The organism is Pseudoalteromonas sp. SR44-5 (assembly GCF_014163675.1).
In the GTDB taxonomy this organism is placed as follows: Bacteria; Pseudomonadota; Gammaproteobacteria; order Enterobacterales; family Alteromonadaceae; genus Pseudoalteromonas; species Pseudoalteromonas rhizosphaerae.
Genome location: NZ_JACJDT010000053.1, coordinates 1 through 22,588, shown reverse-complemented (window position 1 = coordinate 22,588; position 22,588 = coordinate 1). Strand labels below are relative to the sequence as shown.

Sequence of the window (22,588 nt, the reverse complement as noted above, 5' to 3'; positions counted from 1 at the left end):
AATTGCAGGCTGGTTTGCTATTCTAAGAACAATTAAATTGTTAGTTAAGAGAATACAATGAAAAAATTAGTTTTGGCTGTGCTTGCCACCGCTGTATTAGCGGGTTGTAAAACATCACCAACAGGGCGTACGCAAATTGCGCTTTATTCTGATCAACAAATGAGTCAGATGGGTCAGCAAAGCTTTGCTGATATGAAAAAGAATCAAAAAATTAATAATAATCCTCAAGTAAATGCGTATGTAAAGTGTATTGCTGACGATGTGATTGCAGTATTACCGCAACAGTACGCAACTCAGGCGTGGGAAGTGGTGGTATTTGAAGACGATTCAGCTAACGCGTTTGCATTACCCGGTGGCTATATTGGTGTGCATACAGGGTTGTTAAAAGTGGCTGAAAATCAAGATCAGCTAGCAACCGTTATCGGGCACGAAGTAGGGCATGTAATTGCTGAGCACTCTAATGAACGCGTATCACAAAGTTCCTTGCTACAAACAGGTATGCAAGCGGGCAGTGCCGCACTTGAAATGGGCAATGTACAATATCGTAACGAAATTATGCAAGGTCTTGGTTTAGGTGCGCAGTACGGCGTTATTTTACCATTTAGTCGCTCTCATGAATCTGAGGCCGACCAAGTGGGTTTAGATTTAATGGCAAAAGCCGGATTTAATCCAAAAGAATCCGTAACACTTTGGCAGAATATGAGTAAAGCAGGCAGTGGTAATACACCTGAATTTATGTCTACTCACCCAGCACCTGCTAACCGCATTAAAGAGCTACAAGCAAAATTGCCACAAGCATTAAATGAGCAAAAAGCAGCAAAAGCGGCGGGTAAAAACCCACAATGTAAGCTGTAATAAACTTTTTTGGTGATATAAAAAAAGCCTGTGAACTGATGTTCACAGGCTTTTATTATTCTAAACGCTAGTTATGCGTTTTCAACAGCAGTACGTGGATCTACGTATGGCATGTTGAAGGCTTCAGCAACTTCTTTGTAAGTTACTTGGCCTTTGATCACGTTAAGACCTTTAAGGAAATTAGCGTCATCTAGTAATGCTTTCTTATAACCTTTGTTTGCAAGGTTAATGATGAAAGGCAATGTTGCATTGTTAAGTGCGAAAGTAGATGTACGTGGTACAGCACCTGGCATGTTAGCAACACAGTAGTGAACAACGTCATCAACGATGAAGGTCGGATCAGCGTGAGTTGTTGCTTTAGACGTTGCGATACAACCACCTTGGTCAATTGCAACATCAACAATTGCAGAGCCAGGCTTCATTGCTTTAATGTGTTCAGCAGTAACTAGTTTAGGTGCAGCAGCACCAGGGATAAGTACGCCACCAATTACTAGGTCAGCTTCAAGTACATGCTTTTCAAGTGCATCAGCTGTTGAGTAAATCGCTTTAACTTTATTACCAAACTGAGCGTCAAGTGCGCGTAGTACGTCAATGTTACGATCAAGTACGACAACTTCAGCACCAAGGCCAACAGCCATTTGTGCTGCGCTACGACCAACCATGCCGCCGCCAATAACAACAACTTTAGCTGGCTCAACACCCGGTACGCCGCCAAGTAGCATGCCACGACCATGGTTTGATTTTTCAAGCGCTTGTGCACCAGCTTGAATAGACATACGGCCAGCAACTTCACTCATAGGTGCAAGTAGTGGCAAACCACCGCGTGAATCAGTTACTGTTTCGTATGCGATACAAATTGCTTTGCTTTTGATTAGGTCTTCAGTTTGTGGAAGATCTGGTGCAAGGTGTAAGTAAGTGAAAAGAATTTGGTCTTCACGTAGCATTGCACGTTCAACGGCTTGTGGCTCTTTTACTTTTATAATCATCTCTGCTGTTGCGAAAACCTCAGCAGCAGTTGCTAGAATTTCTGCACCTGCCAGTGTGTAATCTTCGTTAGTGAAGCCAATGCCCATACCTGCATCAGATTCAACAAAAACTTGGTGGCCGTGGTTTACTAACTCACGAACACTAGCAGGGACCATACCTACACGGTATTCATGGTTTTTTATTTCTTTAGGTACACCGATAATCATAATATTGCCTTAATAGAACGGGATAAAATTTTTCACTATTATATTCATGTACTGGCAGTGTGTCTCACCTTTTTTAATCGGTATTCTAGTGATATAATCTGAAAACACCATTTAAACAGTATAAAAAACTAGTCGTTATTATGCATGAGTTATTAGACCGTATTGACCGTAAGATTTTAATAGAGCTACAGCACGATGGCCGAGTGTCTAATGTTGAATTAGCTCGACGTGTGGGGCTCAGTGCAACGCCCTGTTTAGAGCGTGTAAAAAAGCTCGAACGCGAAGGTTACATCGTCGGTTATAAAGCCGTGGTTGACCCTGCTAAACTTGGGCAAGGTTTATCGGTGTACGTCGAAGTGACAATCACGAAAACATCACCTGATGTGTTTGATGAATTTAGTGCTGCAGTTAAAAAGCATGATGAAATTATCGAATGCCATTTAGTCTCGGGTAACTTTGACTTTTTACTAAAAACCCGCGTAAATGATATGTCTGAATATCGTGGTGTATTAGGGGATATTCTGCTCAAGCTTCCGAACGTTAGTGAAAGCCGTACCTATGTTGTTATGGAAGAAGTAAAAGGCGAGCAAGGGGTGATTATTCGCCCATATATCGGCTGAATTATGCGCCATTTTTTAGTAACTACTTAAGTTGTATTATTGATACATGCGCGATTAATAAAAACCTGTTCATAATCAGGCCATCATGGTTAAGATAAAGTGCAACAAAAAGTATTTCCTGCTAAGGTATTCCATTGCTAAGAATGAGTACAAAGAAAAATGAGGAATAGCGAGTTATGCGCCTAAACGGTGTACAAAGACTATTAGAAACCGGTTTAATAATTAGCACCTTTGCCGCAATATTTATATTGTGTGCGCTGGTAAGCTTTGATCCTGCTGATCCGAGTTGGTCGCAAACAGGTTATGACAATGTAAGAAACATAACTGGAGCTGCAGGTGCGTGGATCGCCGATATTTTATTGCTGACATTTGGCTGGTTAGCTTATTTTGTGCCAGCTGCACTACAAATATTCGGCTACTTATTATTTAAGCAACCTCATAGAATATTTCAACTCGACTATACAACGTTATCGCTTAGAGTGATTGGTTTTGCATTATTTATCACTTCAGCAACGGCTATCAGTAGTATTAATTTTGATGATATTTATAATTTTTCATCCGGTGGGGTAGTCGGTGATGTGATAGCTTCAGCGATGATGCCTGCATTTAACTTTACCGGTACCTCGATTTTATTATTATGTTTCTTTTTTGCTGGATTAACATTATTAACAGGCGTGTCGTGGGTGCAATGTGTCGATTTTATTGGCGATTTGATCATGCGAGGTTATCGTTTTATTGCCCATCACTTAAAAGCATGGTTACAACGCGAACGCACTGCAAATACTGAAGTTGTAATTGAACAAGACCCTGTTAATGAGCAACAGACACGTAAAGAAACACCCGCCATTCGCTTTTCAGAACCAAAAGAGGATAGTGATAGTGCGGTGTCAAATCAAGACTCTCATCCTGCATTTGATGACTTGGATGATATTCTGGATCAAGAAATTAATTTTAGCGCCATTGATGATGAGCCAATGGACACTGCGGCTGCCTTAAATGCGCTTGATCAAAGCCATGTTACTGAGCCTGAAAAACCAGTTACTACTGTGGTTTCGCCAGCAAGACCAATGCCAAAACCAAAGAGTACCTATCAGCCTCCACCTACCGCAAAAGAAAAGTTTGAGCAGCTACTCGAAGAAAAGCCGCCAAGTACGCCATTGCCTACGCTTGATTTGTTAGATAGACCTGATAAAGCCAAAAACCCAATTTCACCAGAAGAGCTTGAAGCTGTATCGAGGTTAGTTGAAACTAAACTCCTTGATTTTAACGTTCAAGCTACGGTTGTTGCCGTATACCCTGGACCTGTTGTAACCCGTTTTGAGCTTGATTTAGCGCCGGGTATTAAAGTTTCTAAAATTACTGGTCTTGCTAAAGATTTAGCCCGCTCGCTATCAGCGGTTAGTGTCCGAGTGGTTGAAGTTATTCCGGGTAAAACCTATGTAGGGATTGAATTACCGAATAAACACCGTGAAATAGTGCGGTTATCAGAAGTAATCGACGCACCAAAATTTGAGCAAAATCCATCGCCACTGACTATGGTCTTAGGTAAAGATATTGCCGGTGAGCCAATCTGTGCTGATTTGGGTAAAATGCCGCATTTACTGGTGGCAGGTACCACAGGTTCTGGTAAGTCAGTGGGCGTTAATGTAATGATATTAAGCTTACTGTACAAATCAGGCCCTGATGATGTGCGTATGATCATGATTGACCCGAAAATGTTGGAACTTTCTGTTTACGAAGGTATCCCACATTTACTGTGTGAAGTGGTCACCGATATGAAAGAAGCTGCCAATGCGCTGCGTTGGTGTGTAGGTGAGATGGAACGTCGTTATAAGTTAATGTCGGCGTTAGGTGTTCGTAACTTAAAAGGTTACAACCAAAAGGTATTGGATGCGAAAGAGGCGGGTTACCCGATTCTCGATCCATTATTTAAAGATACTGATGGTATGAAAGAAGGACCAGACGAGTTAGGTAAGTTACCGAGTATCGTGGTGGTGATTGACGAATTTGCTGACATGATGATGATTGTTGGTAAAAAAGTTGAAGAGCTAATTGCCCGTATTGCGCAAAAAGCCCGAGCGGCAGGTATTCATTTAATACTAGCAACACAGCGCCCATCGGTTGATGTAATTACTGGTTTAATTAAAGCGAATATCCCAACGCGAATGGCGTTTCAGGTATCAAGTAAAATTGACTCGCGTACCATCTTAGATCAACAAGGCGCAGAAAACCTGCTAGGTATGGGTGATATGCTCTATTTACCGCCGGGCACCAGCGTACCGATACGTGTACATGGCGCGTTTGTTGATGACCATGAAGTACATGCGGTGGTGAATGACTGGAAAGCACGTGCAAAACCAAATTATATAGACGAAATTTTAAATGGTGACGCCACTGAGGATATTTTATTGCCAGGCGAAGCCAGTGAAAACGCGGATGAAGAATCAGATCCGCTTTATGATGAAGCCGTGTCATTTGTTGTTGAAACAGGCAAAGTGTCAGTTTCAAGTGTGCAGCGAAAATTACGTGTTGGTTACAACCGTGCCGCACGTTTAGTTGAACAAATGGAAACATCGGGTATTGTAAGCGCACCAGGTCATAACGGTGCCCGAGATGTATTAGTGCCCAATGGTGGAGCAAATTAAATGAAACAAATTAAATATTTAGCCTTAGCAATTAGCTGTTTTTTATCAGCATCAGTATTTGCAAGTGACAGTGCAACGGATGACAGCCAAGCATTACAAGATAAACTGGCCGGTTTAAAGAGTTTTCAAGCGCAATTTGCGCAGCAAGTTAATGACGACCAAGGCCAATCAATTATGCAAGGTGAAGGTACTATCGCCTTGCAACAGCCAATGATGATCCGTTGGCAACAAGCGAGCCCTGATGACACGTTATTTGTATCAAATGGCGATAAAACCTATTACTTCGACAGCTTTGCTGAGCAAGTAACGATTATGAATACTCACAGTTTGATTGATTCAACACCGTTTGTATTACTTACCTCCAAAGATCCGGCGCAATGGCAAAAGTACCAAGTACACGCCACGGATACTGGGTTCAGTGTTACACCTAATAAAGGCGTTGAAAGCCAAGTTGAACAGCTGGATATTGTGTTTGCAGCAGATAAAGTTGGCTTAGCATCATTACTGGTTAAAGACAGCTCAGGGCAATCATCTACGTTTACTTTTAGCGACACTAAAGTAAATCAAAGCCTTGCTACTTCAACCTTTGAGTTTAGTATTCCAGAAGGCGTTGAAATAGACGATCAAAGTCAAGGTGAGTAATTTAGGCTTTAATTTTGGCCCCGATGTGCGCCCACTTGCGGCGCGCATGCGACCAACCAGTTTAGATCAGTATATTGGCCAGCAACATCTATTAAGCCGAGATAAGCCTCTCTATCAAGCTATTTTAGCAGGGCGTTGCCACAGTCTTATTTTGTGGGGGCCGCCGGGCGTTGGTAAAACGACCTTAGCGCAAATTATTGCCAACCATGCCGATGCGGCGCTGATTCAAATGTCGGCGGTAACGGCAGGCATTAAAGACATTCGTGATGCGGTGAGTGAAGCGCGTACTAACCTTGAAGGTCTTGGCCAACGTACCTTACTGTTTGTTGACGAAGTACATCGTTTTAATAAATCTCAGCAAGATGCGTTTTTACCACATATAGAGGATGGTACCTTTATTTTTGTTGGTGCTACCACCGAGAATCCCTCGTTTGCACTAAACAATGCGATTTTATCGCGAGCACGAGTATATGTCCTAAAATCGCTGCAAGACACTGATTTACATCTTGTTATTGAGCGAGCGCTTGCAAGCGATGATGAACTGAAAAATAAAACGGTGGTACTTGCACAAAATGCTAAACAAGCGTTGTGCCAAGCCAGTGATGGCGATGCTCGTAAAGTGCTTAATTTACTTGAGCAGGCGATTGATTTAACCGTAGAGCAAAACGGTCAATACTTAGTTGATGAGCACGTACTCAGTCAAGTATTGCCAACGCATTTAGCCAAGTATGACAAAGGGGGTGATGAATTTTACGATTTGATCTCAGCCTTTCATAAGTCAGTTCGAGGTAGCTCCCCAGATGGTGCTTTGTATTGGTATTGTCGTATTTTAGCCGGTGGCGGCGATCCGCTGTATGTTGCAAGGCGGTTACTCGCCATCGCCACTGAAGATATTGGTAATGCTGATCCGCGTGCCATGGAAGTGGCCCTCAATGCATGGGATATATTTCAGCGAGTTGGACCAAGTGAAGGCGAGCGTGCAATTGCACAAGCTACGATTTACCTAGCTAGCGCACCGAAGAGTAATGCGGTGTACGCGGCGTTTAATCAAGCCAAGGCGGATGCGCAGAACGAGCCTAGCTATCCGGTGCCAGAGCATTTACGTAATGCACCAACTAACTTAATGAAAGACTTAGGCTATGGTGCTGAGTATCGCTATGCGCACAATGAAGAAGGCGCCTATGCTGCAGGAGAAAAGTACTTTCCAGAGCAGATAGCCGATAAGCAATATTACTTTCCAACGGATCGTGGCTTAGAACAAAAAATAAAGCAAAAGCTCGACTATTTGAAAGAGCGCGATCATCACAGTGACATAAAACGCTATGACAAGCCTTAAGATATATCTCATGATTGCCGCAGGAGGAGCCTCAGGTGCCTGTTTACGGTTTTTTATTAGTGAAACCATGCTAAAACTACTTGGTAGGGGATTCCCTTTTGGCACGTTGACGGTTAATATTCTTGGTTCATTGTTGATGGGCGTATTATACGGTTTGATAGAGCGCGAAATTATCACCGTTAGCCCCGCTAAAACCCTTATAGGGATTGGCTTTCTAGGTGCTTTGACCACCTTCTCGACATTTTCAATGGATTCGTTGTTGTTATTACAACAAGGTCACTTTTTTAAAATGGCCCTCAATATCACCTTAAATGTGGTGGTGTGTATTTTTATGGCTTGGCTGGGCCTTCAGCTGGTAATGCAAAAAGGTTAAAAACTAACATGTTAGATTCTAAATTATTACGTCAAGATCTCGAGCAAACAGCTGCGCGTCTAGCAGCACGTGGTTACGAGCTAGATACTGCGACTGTCAGCGCACTTGAAGAAAAACGCAAAACATTACAAGTAAAAACACAAGAATTACAAAGTGAGCGTAACAGCAGCTCCAAAGCGATTGGCCAAGCTAAAGCTAAAGGCGAAGATGCACAACCATTGTTAGATGCAGTAAGCAACTTAGGCGCGCAACTTGATAGTGTTAAAGCTGAGCAAGACGCTATTTTAGAAGAGCTCAAGCAAATTTCTTTAGCTATCCCCAATTTACCTGATGAATCAGTACCAGCGGGCGCTGACGAATCTGACAACGTTGAGATTTCAACCTGGGGCGAGCCTAAAAAGTACGATTTTGCAGTAAAAGATCATGTAGACTTAGGACAAGATTTAAACGGCCTTGATTTTGAAATGGGCGTTAAAATTACCGGTTCACGCTTTACTGTAATGCGCGGCGCGATGGCCCGCATGCACCGTGCACTAGTGCAATTTATGCTAGACACGCATACAGATAAAAACGGTTATACAGAAATGTACGTACCGTATTTAGTAAACCGCGACAGTTTATACGGTACAGGCCAATTACCTAAGTTTGCAGAAGACTTATTCCACACTAAAGGTCTTGTAAACGATGACGGTGAAGAACAAGAAGGTTTTAGCTTAATTCCTACTGCAGAAGTACCATTGACAAACAGCGCGCGTGACGAAATTTACGACGAAAAAGATTTACCAATTCGTTTAACTGCCCACACTCCGTGTTTTAGAAGTGAAGCTGGCAGTTATGGCCGTGATACTCGTGGCCTTATTCGTCAGCACCAGTTCGATAAAGTTGAGCTAGTACAGCTGGTAAAACCAGAAGATTCAATGCAAGCATTGGAAGAGCTAACAGGTCACGCAGAGCAAATATTACAAGCACTAGAGCTACCATACCGTAAAGTAATTTTATGTATGGGTGACATGGGCTTTGGCTCAGCAAAAACCTACGATTTAGAAGTATGGTTACCAGCGCAAGATACCTACCGTGAAATCTCATCATGTTCAAACATGGTTGATTTCCAAGCGCGCCGTATGCAAGCACGTTTTCGTCGCGCGGGTGAGAAGAAGCCAGAGTTACTGCATACACTCAATGGCTCAGGCCTAGCAGTAGGACGTACTTTAGTGGCTATCTTAGAAAACTACCAACAAGCGGATGGTTCAGTAGTCGTGCCTGAAGTACTTCGTTCATATATGAACGGCCTTGAAGTAATTAAATAAGCTTTAGAGCTGTAAGCTTTAAGAAGAGAAGCCGCTGTTTGTAATGAACAGTGGCTTTTTTGTAAGTTCAATTTATAGGTGCAAGGTTAAAGGCGAGCGAAAAAGTTAGTTAACTTGAACTTTGGTTAAGAGATTTACTCAGATACTTATTAAAAGTATTAATATTATTTTTATTCTCCTAAGCTCAGGTTAGTTATCTAGGGTGATTAAAAATCATTTAAAAGAGTAACGTAAAATGCGTTTTAATACCGACGTATATTGCTTAAAAAATCCACCTGTGTTGTAAGCAATACCATGTTTTTTTAGTACGGCTTGCACCTTAGGAGCAACTTCTTGATAGCGCGATGATGGCATGTCAGGAAATAAATGGTGCTCTATTTGACAGCTCAAATGCCCCGTTAATATATGAAACCAATTAGCGCCGTTAATATTTGATGAACCTAAAACTTGGCGATAATACCACTGACCTTGAGTTTCATTTACGCAGTCTTGCTCGTTAAAGGTTTTAGTTTCTTCGGTAAAGTGACCACAAAAGATGATGGTTGATGTCCACAAATTACGAATTAAATTAGCAAGAAAATTACCAGCTAAAACCCACAAAAATAATGGACCAGCTAATAGCGGGAATAACGCGTAATCTTTAATTAACTGGCGCGCACCTTTACTAAAAAAGCGTCGTTTTAACATCGCGTGAGACACGTCAGTTTCGCGGCTTTCTTTCTTTTTACCCATAAATACACGCTCAGCTGCCAGCTCATGGTATGACACACCCCATTGAAACAATACAGTTAAGTTTATATAGGTAATAAACTGCCATATATTTTTCAAACGCCATTTAAAGTCATTACTCAAGCGTAGCAAACCATACCCAAAGTCACGGTCTTTACCAATAATATTGGTGTAGGTATGATGCTCAAAGTTATGCACGCGGTGCCAGCTTTGGCCATCACATGCTATGTCCCATTCATAGTGTTGGGAGTTAAGTTGTTTGTCGTTCATCCAGTCGTATTGGCCATGCATGACATTGTGACCAATTTCCATATTATCAAGGATTTTAGCTAATGCGAGTAGCAATACTCCCGCAACCCATAGCAATGGTTGAATAAACCCAAGCATTAATAGAATACGTCCGCTCCATTCACATAGGCGCTGTTTACGTACAATAGAGCGAATATAGTCGGCATCTTTTTGACCCACTTTATCAAGCGTCTGCATTTTTATAGCATCTAATTCGCTTGCTAGTTGCTCATAGTTAATAGTTTTCATAATTGTAACTCCAAATCACTAACAGGTTGGCTGACACACAGTTGAATGAGCTGTTCGCCGTTATCTGATAGTTCACCAGTTTTTAAATTACGTACCACGCCAGACTTTTTAATACATTGACACTGATGACAAATTCCAATGCCACAGCCGCGTTTTACTGGCAGCTGTTTTGCTTCAAACTGTGTTAGTAGCACATCAGTATTTGTTACAACATGTGCATGGTTATTAATTTTAACATTAAGTTGGCCTGCGTTATGGGTGCTTGGCAGGGCTAAACCGAACGCTTCTTGGTTATAATTTAATGCGTGTTTTTTAGCAAAATCACTGACCGTTTGCATAAAGGTTAAAGGACCACAACAATAAACATCAGGTTTTTCTGCGAGGTTAATATGGCTGGTAATCTGATTTGATTGTTCGCGGGTTAATAATAAAAATGAAAAGTGCTTAAATCGCAGAGCCAATTCGCTAAGTTCATCAACACATTGATGTTCAGACGTTTTTGCGTAATACACTAATATGACATTGGTGGATATTTGGCCAAGATGTTCGTCAAGCATAGCGAGTATTGGCGTGATACCAGAACCTCCCGCGATAAAAGTGACTGGTGCGCCAGTGTTTTTAAATATAAATTCACCACTTGGCGCGGTGATACTACACCACGAACCAGCTTGCAGTGTTTCTTTAAGTAAACCAGTAAAGCGCCCGAGTGCATTTGTTTTAATTAGTAAGCGCACAAGCCCAGTGTTTTTAAATTGTTGAGCGCTTGAAACAATAGTAAAAACACGCGTTAATAACCGCCCATTTATTTCAACTGTTAAGCTAATATGCTGTCCAGCAATGTGAACAGGCCATTGTTTACTTGGCTTAAGTTGAATACTTAAATATTCACCCTTGTGTGATTCTGTATGGATCACTTGTGCTCTAAATTGGCCTGCACGCCATGCAGGTTTAAATACCTGCATAATTGGTTCTATATAACCTGCAAAACTTTGATGGTGTAAAAACCATTTTGAAAATTGGTCTAATGCCTGCGTAAACATCGTCATTACATCTCTTTCTAAACCGAGTGCTTATTGGCCTGTGTTTTCTTTATTTAAGGGTAAGCACTGAAATAATTACTTTAATAATTTGAGCGTACACCTGTAAGTTCAAATTTCAGCGCACAAGTGTACCTTGAAATTTTTGATTTTCAATACGTATAGAGTAATTATTCTATTGTTTTTATTTGTAACTTACGTAAGGCACGTTAAATTGCGGAATATAAAATGATAAGCATAGAATTATTTAAAGCTTCAACTATCTGATTTTTAGTATTTATATTTCATGTGGTTATAGAGGCACTTTTAGGCTGCAAACTTATCAACCTGCAATGGTAACCAAATAATCATAATGTTAAAGCGAGCCATGAATATCTGTTGCATTCAACCTTTTTTCACCTTGTGATTATTTTTCAAAATGGTTTAATACGGCTAACCATATTCTTTTAATAAAGCTTTGGTTATTTGGACTTTTTAGGTTTACGCGACAGCAAATCACACGAGTAATTATTGAAGTTGAAAAAGACTAAGTAATTGAATAAAAATAGTAATTAGACTATGGTTGATATATTAATAATAAATAAAAACGAGCAATTCTATAGGCTCCTTTTGTATCTACAAGGATTGAGCAAGTGCCTAAGTCAGTATCAATTACAATCAGTGATGAGTTTTCCAGAATCAAATTACTAAAAAATAGAACGCCAGAAACATCTGAAGAAGAAGCAAAAAATGCATTTGCTCTTTTATCTGAATACAGAGATGGTGGAGTATACATAGCAAATTATTCTGGGTCGAGTGAGTGGGAAAGGCACCCAATAGGTGACGAGTTCGTTCAGGTTCTCGGTGTGAAACGACCTTGATTCTTTTAGACGGGGAAATCGAGCAGCGCAATACATTATTTTCAGGTCAAATGTTGGTAATTCCAAAGGGGGTTTGGCATCGTTTTGAATCACCTAATGGCGTTAAAGTAATGACTATAACACCACAACCTACCGAACACAGTTTAGAGTTGCCAATTGGTATGTAATGACGGTGTTATTGATGTCGAGTATTTACAATAAATCCCGAACTGTCGGTATTTCATTTGTCTTACTGCCAACTGTTTGGTGGAATAACGTGAGACCTGCCTCACAATTAACTGCTGAGACAAGGTGTGATTTATCAGCAATGTGTTTACTTGCTCCGTGAATAGTTTTGCCATCGAAGGCAATGATAGGATGGGCTGATTTAACGTGGTTTTGATTGACCCAGCTGTACATCGGCAGTAGTAATAAGTCAGTATCAACAGCTCTAAAAATCCGAGCAATACTATGTCGAGTGGGTATATCATTTTCGAAAGAGCGAAATCCCCTTAACTGATCAAGCTTACTATCACCATATACATCAATGTTTTACCAGTTTCCCCCCCCCGATTTGACGGCAGTAATAATCAGAAAAAGCACATCAAATAAATTATTATGCTGATTTATATGTGAACGATTGTCTTTGACGAGCTCTAAATGTGAGAAGAGTGACATAGTAAGTTTAAGATAATGAAATTTATGTATTAGGTCATAAATAGTGTTTATTTACAAAGTGTGATCCCCGCATGACTCAATAGGTGAGTTATGCGTTAGCAGAAGGACTTGCCTCGTGAATATTTATTCATGTTTTATTAATCATATAAATGTATAATCCAATTAAGAAATTTCAAATTATATTTTGACTTTTCTTAACCGCTCACTGCATTATTGAAATAATGATTACATTTAAGAAGGAATATGAGTAGTCATGGATAACTATATCAACAATATCGTTTTAGCATCTCCTAAGCAGTTATTAGAACGCTTTCAACAAAGTAAAACTGACTATGACACAGAATTTCACATTATAGTCGCTGACAGGTACAATAATCGCTATTCTGGTTTCTTTATAAAATATGACCCTGAAATTAAAATGGTATTGCTAACTGATAAAGAGCGTGAAATTTCTTTTATTGATACAGATAGTATTGTAAATATTTCTATTTATGATTTCGCAAAGCATGAGCGCTTTTTATTAGGCCAAGAACCGATTAAACTAGTATCTCCATTTAAAGCAGATGATATTGAAACGTCTGTAACTTTAATTAAGTCTGCGCTTAATAACACTCATGGGCTTGACTTTAATTTCACTATTGATGAAGTGTCAGCTGAAAACACTGACAAAATTAAAGCTATTCTAGAAGTGCTTGGTGATACTCTTATGGCTGTTGCTAATGATGACTTCAGTAAAGAATATATTAGTCAAATAACCGATTTTTATATTAAAAATGAGCCAAGAGATGGCGTTCGCTTTAAAAAAACGAATTCTACAATTTTGGTGAGATTCAATTTTGAAGGTGAGCTTCCTGCTGAACTTCAAACAAAAATTGAAAACGGAATAAACAACGTATTCTGATTTATTCAAATTTTTATGTGTACTTTTCAACTCAAAATAAGGAATGATAATGGGACTTAAAGAGAAAAAAGCAGCAAGAGATTTCCAAGAAAACAACCTTGAAGATCTAAAGAAAAAAGTTTTTGATGCTGCAAAATTTGAATTTGAAATAGAAATTGATTGGGATAGTTTGTCAGTTGATAATTATGCTCATCTTTATAGTCAGACTTGGACTCAAATTTACTTCGAGCCAATGATTATTGCGTTCAGCAAAATGTGTGCTGATAGCTTTTCTCAAGAAGCAATTCAAGACGATTTGAAAAAAGTTGTTATTCAAAATATTGGTGATATCAGCAATGCCAATAAATACTCTTCATACAGCAATGGCGTGTTGACATTAAACCATTCATCAATTGCCAATGCAGAAAACCAAATTGAAGATCGCGCAAAAGCTCTACAAGATACTGTAGAAAATGCTCTTTAATTAAAAGTAAGCCATGTGCATAGTGATTTATTAGTTTATGTGCATGGTTTTTTTAGCGAAAACACCTCAGTAAATATATTCCCATCAAATTACCCGTGCATTTTATGATGCTATAGTCTGTTCTTAGAACACAAAGGTTGTTTAACTATTTGCATAGGAAACGGCGATAAAATATGGTGATATTTTAAATCTATTAACCTTGTAATGGTCAAAATATTAGAAGCTTTGAAAGCTTAAAATACTAATTGATGTGGTTTTTCTTTAATTTTCGATCCAAAGCTGAATAGGCGAATAATTTTTGATGATTATAATGAAGTATTTTATATGTTGTGGTTCATTAGAAATACCTTTAATTAGTGCAGATTTAATGGCCTCTGCAGAGCTTTCAAGTACTGACATTATGTTCCTGCTATGGGATAGATAACGATCGGAATATACAAAAACAAGAGAACAGGTATTTCTTTTTCCTTCACCTGCATATTCACCCCAGTAAAATACAATAATCCTCATTTCCAATGCGGTGACAACTAAAATGATATGGAAAAATATATTTTTTCCCGCATTAAATCAGTTAAAGAAAAACCTTGTCATCTCAACAGCACACTGATTGAATAATCTGCTTACTTTGGCGTTATCAGCAGCAATTTTGCATCTTTTCCATCGGTTAACACCGCGATATTACCCTCGGTTGTAACAAATACATCCCGCAAACGTCCAGTTACCTCTGGTAAAACATGAGTCTGGGTAAATTCACCATTCGCTAAATTAACGCTGTAGAGCTTTTTATCGACCAGCGTAGTGATTAGCACATGCTGTTGTAGTGAGGGAAAAGCTAAATGCTTTGAGCCATAATAAGCCATGCCAGAAGGGGCGATTGAGGGCGTCCAATCAACCGTTGGTTTAGCCATTCCAGGGTATTCTCTAAACGGTGAAATACGTGCTTGTGAGTAATCATCTCCGTTGGTGATCACCGGCCAGCCGTAATTGGTGCTTGGGGTTAAATAGTTTAGTTCGTCGCCGCCTGCGGGGCCGTGTTCGTGGCTAACAATTTGCTGTGTATCGTAATCATAAACCAAGCCTTGCAAGTTACGGTGCCCGAGTGAGTACACAGCATGAGCTGCAGGATTTTTGTGATTAATAAATGGGTTATCGTTTGGTATCGTGCCGTTTAAGTTTATGCGTAATGTTTTGCCAAGTTGACTGGTCATAACCTGTGCTTGCTCACGGTAGTCAAAGCCATCGCCACTTGAAAACAATAAGGTATTATCGGGTAGGACAAGAGCGCGGCCAGAGTAATGCTGCGGTGTGTCTTTATCAGTGGCAACTTTATAAATAATTTTTGGCGTTGAAAATTGCGCACCATCAAACGTAGCTTTGGCAATAACGAGCCTATTTGCATCAAGCTCACCTTGAGCGTAAGTGAATATAATTTCTTTTGATTCACTGTAATTTGGCGAAAGCACTATATCGAGTAGGCCGCCTTGGCCTGCAACGTATAAGCCCTCGAAATCTAGTTTAACTCGGGTTTGTTGGTTGTTTTTAATGATAACAATATGACCATCACGTTCCGTGACAAACCAGGTATTGCTTGGGAGTTTAACCATGCTCCACGGTGAATTGAGTCCCGTTGCTAAGGTATCAGCAGTGTATTGCTGTTTTGGTAGCTCTGCACTGGCGTTACAAGAAAACGCTAAAAGCGAGAGTAGAGTAATACAACGTAGAGATTGTTTACCCTGCAAGCCTTTGCTACTGTAAGAAAAAAGTTTCATTTTAAGTTGAGATAACCATGTCGTTTTTAACACGTATACTCCCTTCATTTTTAGTTTCTTGGTTACTTACATTTACACTCGCTAGCTTGTTTCATAGTCAATACGTTGTCAATCAATTAGTTAATGTGGGTGTTGTGGTGGGCTTTAATGACCGTGTTAACTTAACCCTTGAAGATTGGCTCGGCTTGCTACCGACCTATGGCGCTATTATTGCTATTGCACTTGCCATCGCGTTTTTGGTTACCTGGCTTATTGCTAAAAAAGTTAAAAAACAAGGTGCGCAATTATTTGTAATTGCGGGTATTGTGGCGTTTGCTACGGCTTTAATTGCTATTGAGTCAATTATGAATATTACTATTATAGCGGGCGCAAGAGGCTGGGGTTTTTATATGCAGCTGCTTGCAGGGGCTGTAGGGGGTTATGTTTTTGCTAAGTTGAGCAATGGTTGTCATAGTAAAAATGAACTCATCTAGTTTTACACAGAGATAATCATTAAGGTTTTTAATTATTCCTTAAGATTTGATGCACAGCGGATGCAAAGCTATAGAAATAACCTGAGGCCTCACCTTTGTAGCTTTTCAATTAATTGAGGCTTGAACTTGTTGGTTGGTATTGTCCTTGTTGCATAAAGTCTTCTAAAAACCATGCAGCAAACTCATGTCGGCCTTCTATATCGGCTTTGCTGTAAATATCGGACGCTTGTTGGCGTACGGTTTTTTCTTTTGTGCTTCTTAGTGCGCTTATTTCTTTAAAGCTTAAGCCTTTAAGTAATAACATCGCGACTTCTTGCTCACTGCGAGTCAATGTCCATTGTGAAAATTGGGTTTGAATAACACCACTGTATTCATGACGCGCATCCATCATTGTCTGTGATATGTTTTTAAGTTCTTTTTTTGAATGCACTAATTCTTGTTTCAGCGCATTAATATTGGCAGTACGCGCACGAATATCGCTAATTAAGTAAATAGCACAGGCTGCAGAAATGACAACGATTAAGCCCTCAGAAAAAATATGCCACTGCGGCACGCCTAAATGTATATCCGTTAGTACATCAAAAAAGTTTAGCACCATTATTATTAACAAGGTGGCTGCTATTAACTTGTCTCTCATTAAAACCTCTATTATCAATGCCTTATAAATACAATGGACAAATGTACCATAGCGTAAATTTCGCTTTTTTTGGGTACGTTAAGGCGTTTGCCTGATGATTTAACAGCATAAAAAAGTCATGGTTGATTCTATAAAGTTAATCAAATGTGAACAAGCGAAATGCTGTTAAATTTTACAAAAAAAATGCGTCATTTTTTGCGTATTCAATATACGTTATTTTTTTTCTCTACGGTGGCTTTATTAACATTTAATCCTGTGTTTGCTTCGCAAAATTTAGCACCTATAGGGCTTTCGTCACTCAGTGGTTTTGATGTTGAATTTGCGCCGATTCAAAAAACAGAGTTTATTAACGGGCAAAGTTTAATTGGTGAAGTCAATTTCAAGCCCGGGGTCAATTATACGGTGCTGTTTGCGTTTGATGTACAGCAAGTTCGTTACTTATACCCTAACGGCAGCATGGTAGAAAAGGGCGCCACTATCGCAAGCGTTGAGGGCAGTGATGTACACCATTTTTTAGATGCCTATCAATCAGCAAAAGACATGCTCGCTATTGCTAAAAGCCATTACGACATAAACCAACAGCACTTAAAAAACAAAATAATAAGAAGCTCTGAATGGGTTGAAATCACAAAAAGCTATTTTGAAGCCAAGCTAAATTTTGAACATATGCAACATCAAATGGCATTTTTAAACATTGATGACAGTGAAAACGTGACCTTAGTGAGTCCAAAAACGGGCATTTTAAAACTCACCAATGAGTCGGGAAACCGTGTAATGGGTGACACCGCGTTTGATATTATCGATGCAAGTAGTATTCGCGTTAAGATTAAAGTCCCACTTAGTTTTACCAACACGTTAGCGCATTTTAAGCTGTCACAACATTGCAGCTTAAATATTGAGAGCTATGACAGTATTGCAGATAAATACCATCAAATTGTGTGGGCGACACCAAGCTCAAATGAGTGCCAGCTACACTGGGGCAAACCATCAAAGTCACACCGGTAAATAAATTAACGGGCTTTAAAATAGCAAAGTCAGCGGTGTTTGAATTTGAAGATGTTAATTACATTGCTTTGAAGTCTGGCGATAACCTTGAGTTACTACCGATTGAGCTCAAAGGTTCACAAGGCAAAGACTATGTATTTACTGCCAATAAAAACCTAGATGATCAGCAGGTACTAATAAGCTCGGTAAGTGCGCTACAAGGTATGTTGCTTCACTTAGGGAGAGAGTAAATGTTAAACCAGCTTATTAAATTTTCACTTACTCAGCGTTTGTTTGTTAGTATTTTTGTTATTGTTGCTATGGCCATTGGCGCTAAATCTTGGTTAAGTATTCCGGTGGATGCTTTTCCAGAAATATCACCCACTCAAGTTAAAATAGTTTACAAATTACCCGGCATGAACGCCCTTGAAATAGAATCGCAAGTAACACGGGTGATTGAAACCGAATTACTGGGTATTCCGTCACAGCAAATGCTGCGCTCTACCACTCTACCACTAAGTATTCTATTACTGATATTACCATTGACTTTGAAGAGGGCACCGACATTTATTGGGCGCGTCAGCAAGTGAATGAGCGTTTATTAAATATTTTGCCCACCTTGCCCAGTAATATTAGTGGCGGCATGGCGCCAATGAGCACGCCTTTGAGCGAGGTGTTCATGTTTACCATAGAAAGTACTCACTTATCGCTGATTGAAAAAAGAGAGCTTTTAGATTGGCAAATTCGTCCATTACTGCGCACTGTAACCGGCGTTGCTGATGTAAATAGCCTTGGCGGCTTTTCAAAAACCTATGAAATACTTCCCAATACTTTATTGATGCAACAGCATCAAGTCAGCTTTGATGAAATGAAATTGGCAATCACGCAAACAAATCAAAACGGTGGCATAGGGCGCTTAGAAAAAGGCAACGACACCTTAATTTTGCGCACTGAGGGAAAATACAAAGATATAACCGCCATTGAAAATACCGTGATTAAGTCCACTCAAAATAAGGTTATTCGGTTAAGTGATATTGCCACGGTACACGTTGGCAGTTTAACCCGTTATGGCGCAGTTACTAAAAACAGTGAAGAGGCGGTACAAGGGCTTATAATTGCGCTTAAAAATAGTAATACAGCGCAAGTTGTTGAAGATGTAAAAGATAAACTTCGCACCATTGAAGCGTCATTACCGCAAGGCACAAAAATTAATGTGTTTTACGACCGTTCTAACTTAATAAATACCGCAATTAGCACCATTACTAGCGCACTAGGCCAAGCGATTATTTTAGTGATAGTGCTACTTGCCTTGTTTTTAGGTGATATTCGCTCTTCATTGGTGGTGTCTTTGTCTTTACCTATGTCGGCATTGCTGACATTTATAATGATGAAGCAGTTTGATTTATCGGCTAATTTAATGAGTTTAGGTGGCTTAGTGATTGCCATTGGTATGCTGGTGGACTCATCGGTAGTTATTGTTGAAAACATAGTGAATCGGTTGGCTAATAATCAGCACCTCCCTCGGCTGCATGTTATTTATCGCGCCTGTAAAGAAGTCGCGGCGCCAGTGTTCTCAGGCACAATTATTATAATTATCGTGTTTTCACCGCTATTAATGTTAACAGGGTTAGAGGGCAAGTTATTTACCCCAGTGGCGTTAACTATCGTGTTTGCCATGCTAAGTGCGCTATTGTTGTCGTTAACGGTTATTCCAATTTTAGCCTCATTGTTATTAAAAAATGAACCCGTAACCCAGCCTAAAATGGTCACGCTATTACAAGGTTTTTATACTAAAACACTTGCCCAAGCAATTAAAAAGCCGGTGGCTATTAGTGTTATATCAGTTGCTGTTTTAGTGCTCAGTGGGGTGTTATTTCAGGGGCTTGGTAAAAGCTTTATGCCCGTTTTAGATGAAGGCGACATTATTGTGCAACTGGAAAAATCGCCGAGTATTTCCTTGCAAGCCTCGCTGGATATCGATAAACAAATTGAAGCCACACTGTTAAAAAACACCCCAGAAATCGTACAAATTGTTGCCCGTACCGGCTCCGATGAACTCGGGCTTGATCCTATGGGGTTAAACGAAACCGATGTATTTATGGAATTAGCGCCAAAAGATACGTGGCGTTTTGACTCCAAAGCGCTGCTAATCGAGGATATTCGACAAACACTTGCGCAATTTCCAGGGGTAAATATTGGCTTTACTCAGCCAATACAAATGCGGGTATCAGAAATGCTCACCGGTGGCACCGGTGATATTTCGATTAAAGTATTCGGTAATGACATTGCGACACTTGCCTCATTAGCTGAAAAAGTCACTGCACTTGCCACTAATATTGACGGCGCAAGTGATGTGCAAATGGCGCTTATTGAAGGGGGTAAATACGTAAATATTAAACTTATTCCTGAGGTTGCCAGTCAGTTTGGTTTAACCACCGAAGGATTAAGCGATTATTTAAAGTCGCAATTAGAAGGCCTACAGGTATCGGCACTGCAAGAAGGAAACCGCGAGATCCCTATTGTGTTTAATGCACAAAAAGGCGAAAGCGCAGCACACTTTGAGTTATCGTCAATGAGCGCATTAAAACAAAAGTTAATTTTAATGCCCGACAACAGCCTACTGCCACTTGAAGAGGTTGCTAATATTAGCTTTAAAACGGGGCCATTGTTAATAGAGCGAGAAAAAGCAAAGCGCTTTGCGTCTGTAAGCGTTAATGTGGATAACCGCGATGTGGTTAGTTATGTGAATGAACTGGAAGCTAAAATTAATAGCAGCATAAAATTACCCAGTGGTTTTACCTTGTCGTTTGGTGGCGAATTTGAAAGCCAGCAACGTGCAACACAAAACTTGCTGGTGCTTATTCCGGTGGCATTAATACTGATTTTCATTATTTTATTTACCACGTTTAAATCGTTATCTAAATCAACGCTGATAATTGCTAATATTCCGTTTGCGTTAATGGGGGGAGTGATTGCCCTATTTATTAGTAATGAATACCTGTCGGTGCCTGCATCGGTTGGTTTTGTTGCTTTACTTGGCGTAGCGGTACTCAATGGTATTGTGATGATCAGCTACTTTGAGCAAATGAAAATGTTTTCTGCCAATGTAACGCAGCGCATTTTAGATGGCGCAAGCAGACGCCTTCGCCCAGTGTTAATGACAGCCACAACCGCCATGTTTGGTTTACTGCCACTGGTATTTGCCACCGGCCCTGGCGCTGAGATTCAAAAACTATTGGCAATTGTGGTTATTGGCGGGTTAATTACCTCTACAATTACAACACTTTATTTATTACCTATCTTTTATGGTTGGTTGGAGAAAAAACATGGCTGAACAGTTACTTTTTACCCTAAATGTACCCACAAACATAAAAGATGAAGTGGTTGATATATTAATTGGCATAGAGTGCATTACCGGCTTTAAATTAAAAAACATTGAAGGCTACAGTAAAGAGCACAGTGAATTTGATATTGCCGAGCAAGTAGAAGGGCATCGCAGTTTTTATCAGTTTGAGGTGCATATATTATTAGCGCAGCTGCAAACAATTAAAACGGCATTAAGCCCTGTGTGCCAATACACCCCATTAAAATATTGGGTTACGCCTATTGTTGAAAGCGGGCACCTTAGATAGTGTAGTTAGAATTATAGGCTGTTGCTTCGAGCAGCCTCTTTTTATAACTAAATACAAAATAGCTAAAAAGAGGTCACAATATTGCTATAAGTTAATATTGTTCGAAAAAGTTATTAGTGTAGATCTAGCAACTATACTATGCCATTGCTAAAGCGCTATTTAGCAATGCTGGCTTTTTCATTCGTGCTTAGGCTTGGTTCGCAATATGCGTTATCTACAGGCTCTAGAGTTACTTTACCTCCAGCATTTACTACTACACATTGCGTATTTTTATCTAGTTTGTGCTTTTGAATAACAGTAAAGTCACCTTCGTTAGCTGCGTATAAGTTGTACTGGTATGCGGTATTTCCGCCTTCAAACAGGGCAGTAAATAAGCCCCCGACGAGGCCGCCAATAATTGCGCCGCCTACCATTTCTTCAGTATTACCATCTAGGTTGTCAACGAAGCCGAAGCCTGCGCCTGCTGCGATGCCTGTACCTACCTCAGATGATAGCGTTACTTGCTGCATTGACCCTACAGTAGCGTAATAGCGTTTAACCATTTGATTTTGATCATTACGGTCAATGCCTTGTGATGCACAGCCGGAAAGTAATAAAAAGATCAGTAAGCTTTTTTTCATGAGATGATTCCATTTATGTTCATGTCGATAAGTTATTATCATAGCGGTCAAAATTGAAAAAATATGTGTGGGCTTTGTGTGTTGTTGTTTTAAGTTGTAAGAAAGTGTGGGTAACCTTGTTTGCGACATAGATAAGTTAATGCGTTGTTTAGGCGAGAATTCAATAATACTTTTGCTGGTATGGTTTTATTTTTATTTATGAAGAGCGGGATAGTTTTAGCAAATTAATTGAGTAGGTATGTACTTTATTACGACACACAATAGCAAACTCATGCTTGCTATTGTGTGTTGTAATTAAATAATAAATTCGTAAATTCG

At 39.8% G+C, this 22,588-nt stretch carries 20 protein-coding genes and 2 pseudogenes; 15 read left to right on the top strand and 7 right to left on the bottom strand.

Features of this window, described 5'->3' with window-relative positions:
• The first annotated feature begins 57 nt into the window (after positions 1–57).
• Positions 58–855: a M48 family metallopeptidase gene (locus tag H5154_RS19975; protein WP_145242210.1), complete on the top strand. Its 798-nt coding sequence runs from the start codon at positions 58–60 to the stop codon at positions 853–855.
• Positions 856–926: 71 nt separating this feature from the next.
• On the opposite strand, the gene ald is transcribed toward H5154_RS19975, so the two are convergent.
• Positions 927–2,048 (bottom strand): alanine dehydrogenase, encoded by a 1,122-nt coding sequence (gene ald, locus H5154_RS19970; protein WP_149982720.1) that lies wholly within the window; start codon positions 2,046–2,048, stop codon positions 927–929.
• A gap of 140 nt (positions 2,049–2,188) precedes the next feature.
• Between ald and lrp the strand changes: the two genes are divergently transcribed.
• From lrp to serS, 6 genes are all read left to right on the top strand, one after another.
• Positions 2,189–2,668: a leucine-responsive transcriptional regulator Lrp gene (lrp, locus tag H5154_RS19965; RefSeq protein ID WP_145242214.1), complete on the top strand. Its 480-nt coding sequence runs from the start codon at positions 2,189–2,191 to the stop codon at positions 2,666–2,668.
• A gap of 176 nt (positions 2,669–2,844) precedes the next feature.
• Positions 2,845–5,313 (top strand): DNA translocase FtsK, encoded by a 2,469-nt coding sequence (locus tag H5154_RS19960; RefSeq protein WP_182719387.1) that lies wholly within the window; start codon positions 2,845–2,847, stop codon positions 5,311–5,313.
• Positions 5,314–5,955 carry an outer membrane lipoprotein chaperone LolA gene (gene lolA / locus H5154_RS19955; protein ID WP_149982719.1) on the top strand — a complete coding sequence of 214 codons (642 nt, stop codon included), beginning with the start codon at positions 5,314–5,316 and terminating at the stop codon, positions 5,953–5,955.
• On the top strand, positions 5,948–7,291 hold the full coding sequence (locus tag H5154_RS19950; protein ID WP_182719386.1) for a replication-associated recombination protein A: 1,344 nt from the start codon (positions 5,948–5,950) through the stop codon (positions 7,289–7,291). Before lolA ends, H5154_RS19950 begins: the two co-directional genes overlap by 8 nt.
• A gap of 10 nt (positions 7,292–7,301) precedes the next feature.
• The gene (crcB, locus tag H5154_RS19945; RefSeq protein WP_392352509.1) at positions 7,302–7,664 is read left to right on the top strand and encodes a fluoride efflux transporter CrcB; all 363 of its coding nucleotides are present in this window, start codon (positions 7,302–7,304) and stop codon (positions 7,662–7,664) included.
• 8 nt (positions 7,665–7,672) lie between these two features.
• On the top strand, positions 7,673–8,971 hold the full coding sequence (gene serS, locus H5154_RS19940; RefSeq protein WP_145242225.1) for a serine--tRNA ligase: 1,299 nt from the start codon (positions 7,673–7,675) through the stop codon (positions 8,969–8,971).
• 213 nt (positions 8,972–9,184) lie between these two features.
• Here the strand turns inward: serS and H5154_RS19935 are convergent, their stop codons facing one another.
• Together H5154_RS19935 and H5154_RS19930 are read right to left on the bottom strand one after the other, a co-directional pair.
• Entirely contained in the window at positions 9,185–10,237 is a 1,053-nt protein-coding gene (locus tag H5154_RS19935) for an acyl-CoA desaturase (RefSeq protein ID WP_182719385.1), read from the bottom strand.
• A complete protein-coding gene (locus H5154_RS19930; protein ID WP_182719392.1) occupies positions 10,234–11,277 on the bottom strand; it encodes a flavin reductase family protein in 1,044 nt (347 codons plus the stop codon). Before H5154_RS19930 ends, H5154_RS19935 begins: the two co-directional genes overlap by 4 nt.
• A gap of 853 nt (positions 11,278–12,130) precedes the next feature.
• Here H5154_RS19930 and H5154_RS23815 point away from each other — a divergent pair.
• The gene (locus H5154_RS23815; protein ID WP_259398565.1) at positions 12,131–12,301 is read left to right on the top strand and encodes a hypothetical protein; all 171 of its coding nucleotides are present in this window, start codon (positions 12,131–12,133) and stop codon (positions 12,299–12,301) included.
• 28 nt (positions 12,302–12,329) lie between these two features.
• Here H5154_RS23815 and H5154_RS19920 read toward each other — a convergent pair.
• A pseudogene (locus H5154_RS19920) lies at positions 12,330–12,791 on the bottom strand (ISAs1 family transposase); the annotation flags it as partial.
• A gap of 253 nt (positions 12,792–13,044) precedes the next feature.
• Between H5154_RS19920 and H5154_RS19915 the strand changes: the two are divergent.
• On the top strand, positions 13,045–13,692 hold the full coding sequence (locus H5154_RS19915) for a hypothetical protein (protein WP_182719384.1): 648 nt from the start codon (positions 13,045–13,047) through the stop codon (positions 13,690–13,692).
• Between the two features lie 49 nt (positions 13,693–13,741).
• A complete protein-coding gene (locus H5154_RS19910; protein ID WP_182719383.1) occupies positions 13,742–14,155 on the top strand; it encodes a hypothetical protein in 414 nt (137 codons plus the stop codon).
• A gap of 620 nt (positions 14,156–14,775) precedes the next feature.
• Here the strand turns inward: H5154_RS19910 and H5154_RS19905 are convergent.
• Positions 14,776–15,957, bottom strand: coding sequence for a PQQ-dependent sugar dehydrogenase (locus tag H5154_RS19905; RefSeq protein WP_182719382.1), 1,182 nt, complete (start codon positions 15,955–15,957; stop codon positions 14,776–14,778).
• Here H5154_RS19905 and H5154_RS19900 point away from each other — a divergent pair.
• Entirely contained in the window at positions 15,942–16,397 is a 456-nt protein-coding gene (locus H5154_RS19900; RefSeq protein ID WP_182719381.1) for a hypothetical protein, read from the top strand. The genes H5154_RS19905 and H5154_RS19900 overlap by 16 nt on opposite strands.
• 109 nt (positions 16,398–16,506) lie before the next feature.
• Here H5154_RS19900 and H5154_RS19895 read toward each other — a convergent pair whose 3' ends face one another.
• Positions 16,507–17,034: a LuxR C-terminal-related transcriptional regulator gene (locus H5154_RS19895; RefSeq protein ID WP_182719380.1), complete on the bottom strand. Its 528-nt coding sequence runs from the start codon at positions 17,032–17,034 to the stop codon at positions 16,507–16,509.
• A gap of 183 nt (positions 17,035–17,217) precedes the next feature.
• Between H5154_RS19895 and H5154_RS19890 the strand changes: the two genes are divergently transcribed.
• The 4 genes and pseudogenes from H5154_RS19890 to H5154_RS19880 all read left to right on the top strand — a co-directional run bounded on the left by H5154_RS19890 (position 17,218) and on the right by H5154_RS19880 (position 21,650).
• Positions 17,218–18,039, top strand: a complete 822-nt coding sequence (locus H5154_RS19890) for a hypothetical protein (RefSeq protein ID WP_259398563.1) — start codon at positions 17,218–17,220, stop codon at positions 18,037–18,039.
• Positions 17,997–18,269: a hypothetical protein gene (locus H5154_RS23810; RefSeq protein ID WP_259398562.1), complete on the top strand. Its 273-nt coding sequence runs from the start codon at positions 17,997–17,999 to the stop codon at positions 18,267–18,269. Before H5154_RS19890 ends, H5154_RS23810 begins: the two co-directional genes overlap by 43 nt.
• Positions 18,270–21,352, top strand: a pseudogene (locus H5154_RS19885) (efflux RND transporter permease subunit).
• A complete protein-coding gene (locus H5154_RS19880) occupies positions 21,345–21,650 on the top strand; it encodes a DUF3240 family protein (protein WP_182719379.1) in 306 nt (101 codons plus the stop codon). Before H5154_RS19885 ends, H5154_RS19880 begins: the two are co-directional and overlap by 8 nt.
• Before the next feature lie 155 nt (positions 21,651–21,805).
• On the opposite strand, the gene H5154_RS19875 is transcribed toward H5154_RS19880, so the two are convergent.
• Positions 21,806–22,270, bottom strand: a complete 465-nt coding sequence (locus tag H5154_RS19875) for a hypothetical protein (RefSeq protein ID WP_182719378.1) — start codon at positions 22,268–22,270, stop codon at positions 21,806–21,808.
• Between the last annotated feature and the right edge of the window lie 318 nt (positions 22,271–22,588).

Bases quoted from the DNA above. Each gene is read 5' to 3' on its own strand.
- crcB (WP_392352509.1), top strand. From the start codon at position 7,302: ATGATTGCCGCAGGAGGAGCCTCAGGTGCCTGTTTACGGTTTTTTATT.
- H5154_RS19975 (WP_145242210.1), top strand. From the start codon at position 58: ATGAAAAAATTAGTTTTGGCTGTGCTTGCCACCGCTGTATTAGCGGGT.
- H5154_RS19960 (WP_182719387.1), top strand. From the start codon at position 2,845: ATGCGCCTAAACGGTGTACAAAGACTATTAGAAACCGGTTTAATAATT.
- lrp (WP_145242214.1), top strand. From the start codon at position 2,189: ATGCATGAGTTATTAGACCGTATTGACCGTAAGATTTTAATAGAGCTA.
- H5154_RS19930 (WP_182719392.1), bottom strand. From the start codon at position 11,277: ATGTTTACGCAGGCATTAGACCAATTTTCAAAATGGTTTTTACACCAT.
- lolA (WP_149982719.1), top strand. From the start codon at position 5,314: ATGAAACAAATTAAATATTTAGCCTTAGCAATTAGCTGTTTTTTATCA.
- H5154_RS19890 (WP_259398563.1), top strand. From the start codon at position 17,218: ATGCGTCATTTTTTGCGTATTCAATATACGTTATTTTTTTTCTCTACG.
- H5154_RS19895 (WP_182719380.1), bottom strand. From the start codon at position 17,034: ATGAGAGACAAGTTAATAGCAGCCACCTTGTTAATAATAATGGTGCTA.
- ald (WP_149982720.1), bottom strand. From the start codon at position 2,048: ATGATTATCGGTGTACCTAAAGAAATAAAAAACCATGAATACCGTGTA.
- H5154_RS19935 (WP_182719385.1), bottom strand. From the start codon at position 10,237: ATGAAAACTATTAACTATGAGCAACTAGCAAGCGAATTAGATGCTATA.
- H5154_RS19875 (WP_182719378.1), bottom strand. From the start codon at position 22,270: ATGAAAAAAAGCTTACTGATCTTTTTATTACTTTCCGGCTGTGCATCA.
- H5154_RS19910 (WP_182719383.1), top strand. From the start codon at position 13,742: ATGGGACTTAAAGAGAAAAAAGCAGCAAGAGATTTCCAAGAAAACAAC.
- serS (WP_145242225.1), top strand. From the start codon at position 7,673: ATGTTAGATTCTAAATTATTACGTCAAGATCTCGAGCAAACAGCTGCG.
- H5154_RS19880 (WP_182719379.1), top strand. From the start codon at position 21,345: ATGGCTGAACAGTTACTTTTTACCCTAAATGTACCCACAAACATAAAA.
- H5154_RS19900 (WP_182719381.1), top strand. From the start codon at position 15,942: ATGTCGTTTTTAACACGTATACTCCCTTCATTTTTAGTTTCTTGGTTA.
- H5154_RS19915 (WP_182719384.1), top strand. From the start codon at position 13,045: ATGGATAACTATATCAACAATATCGTTTTAGCATCTCCTAAGCAGTTA.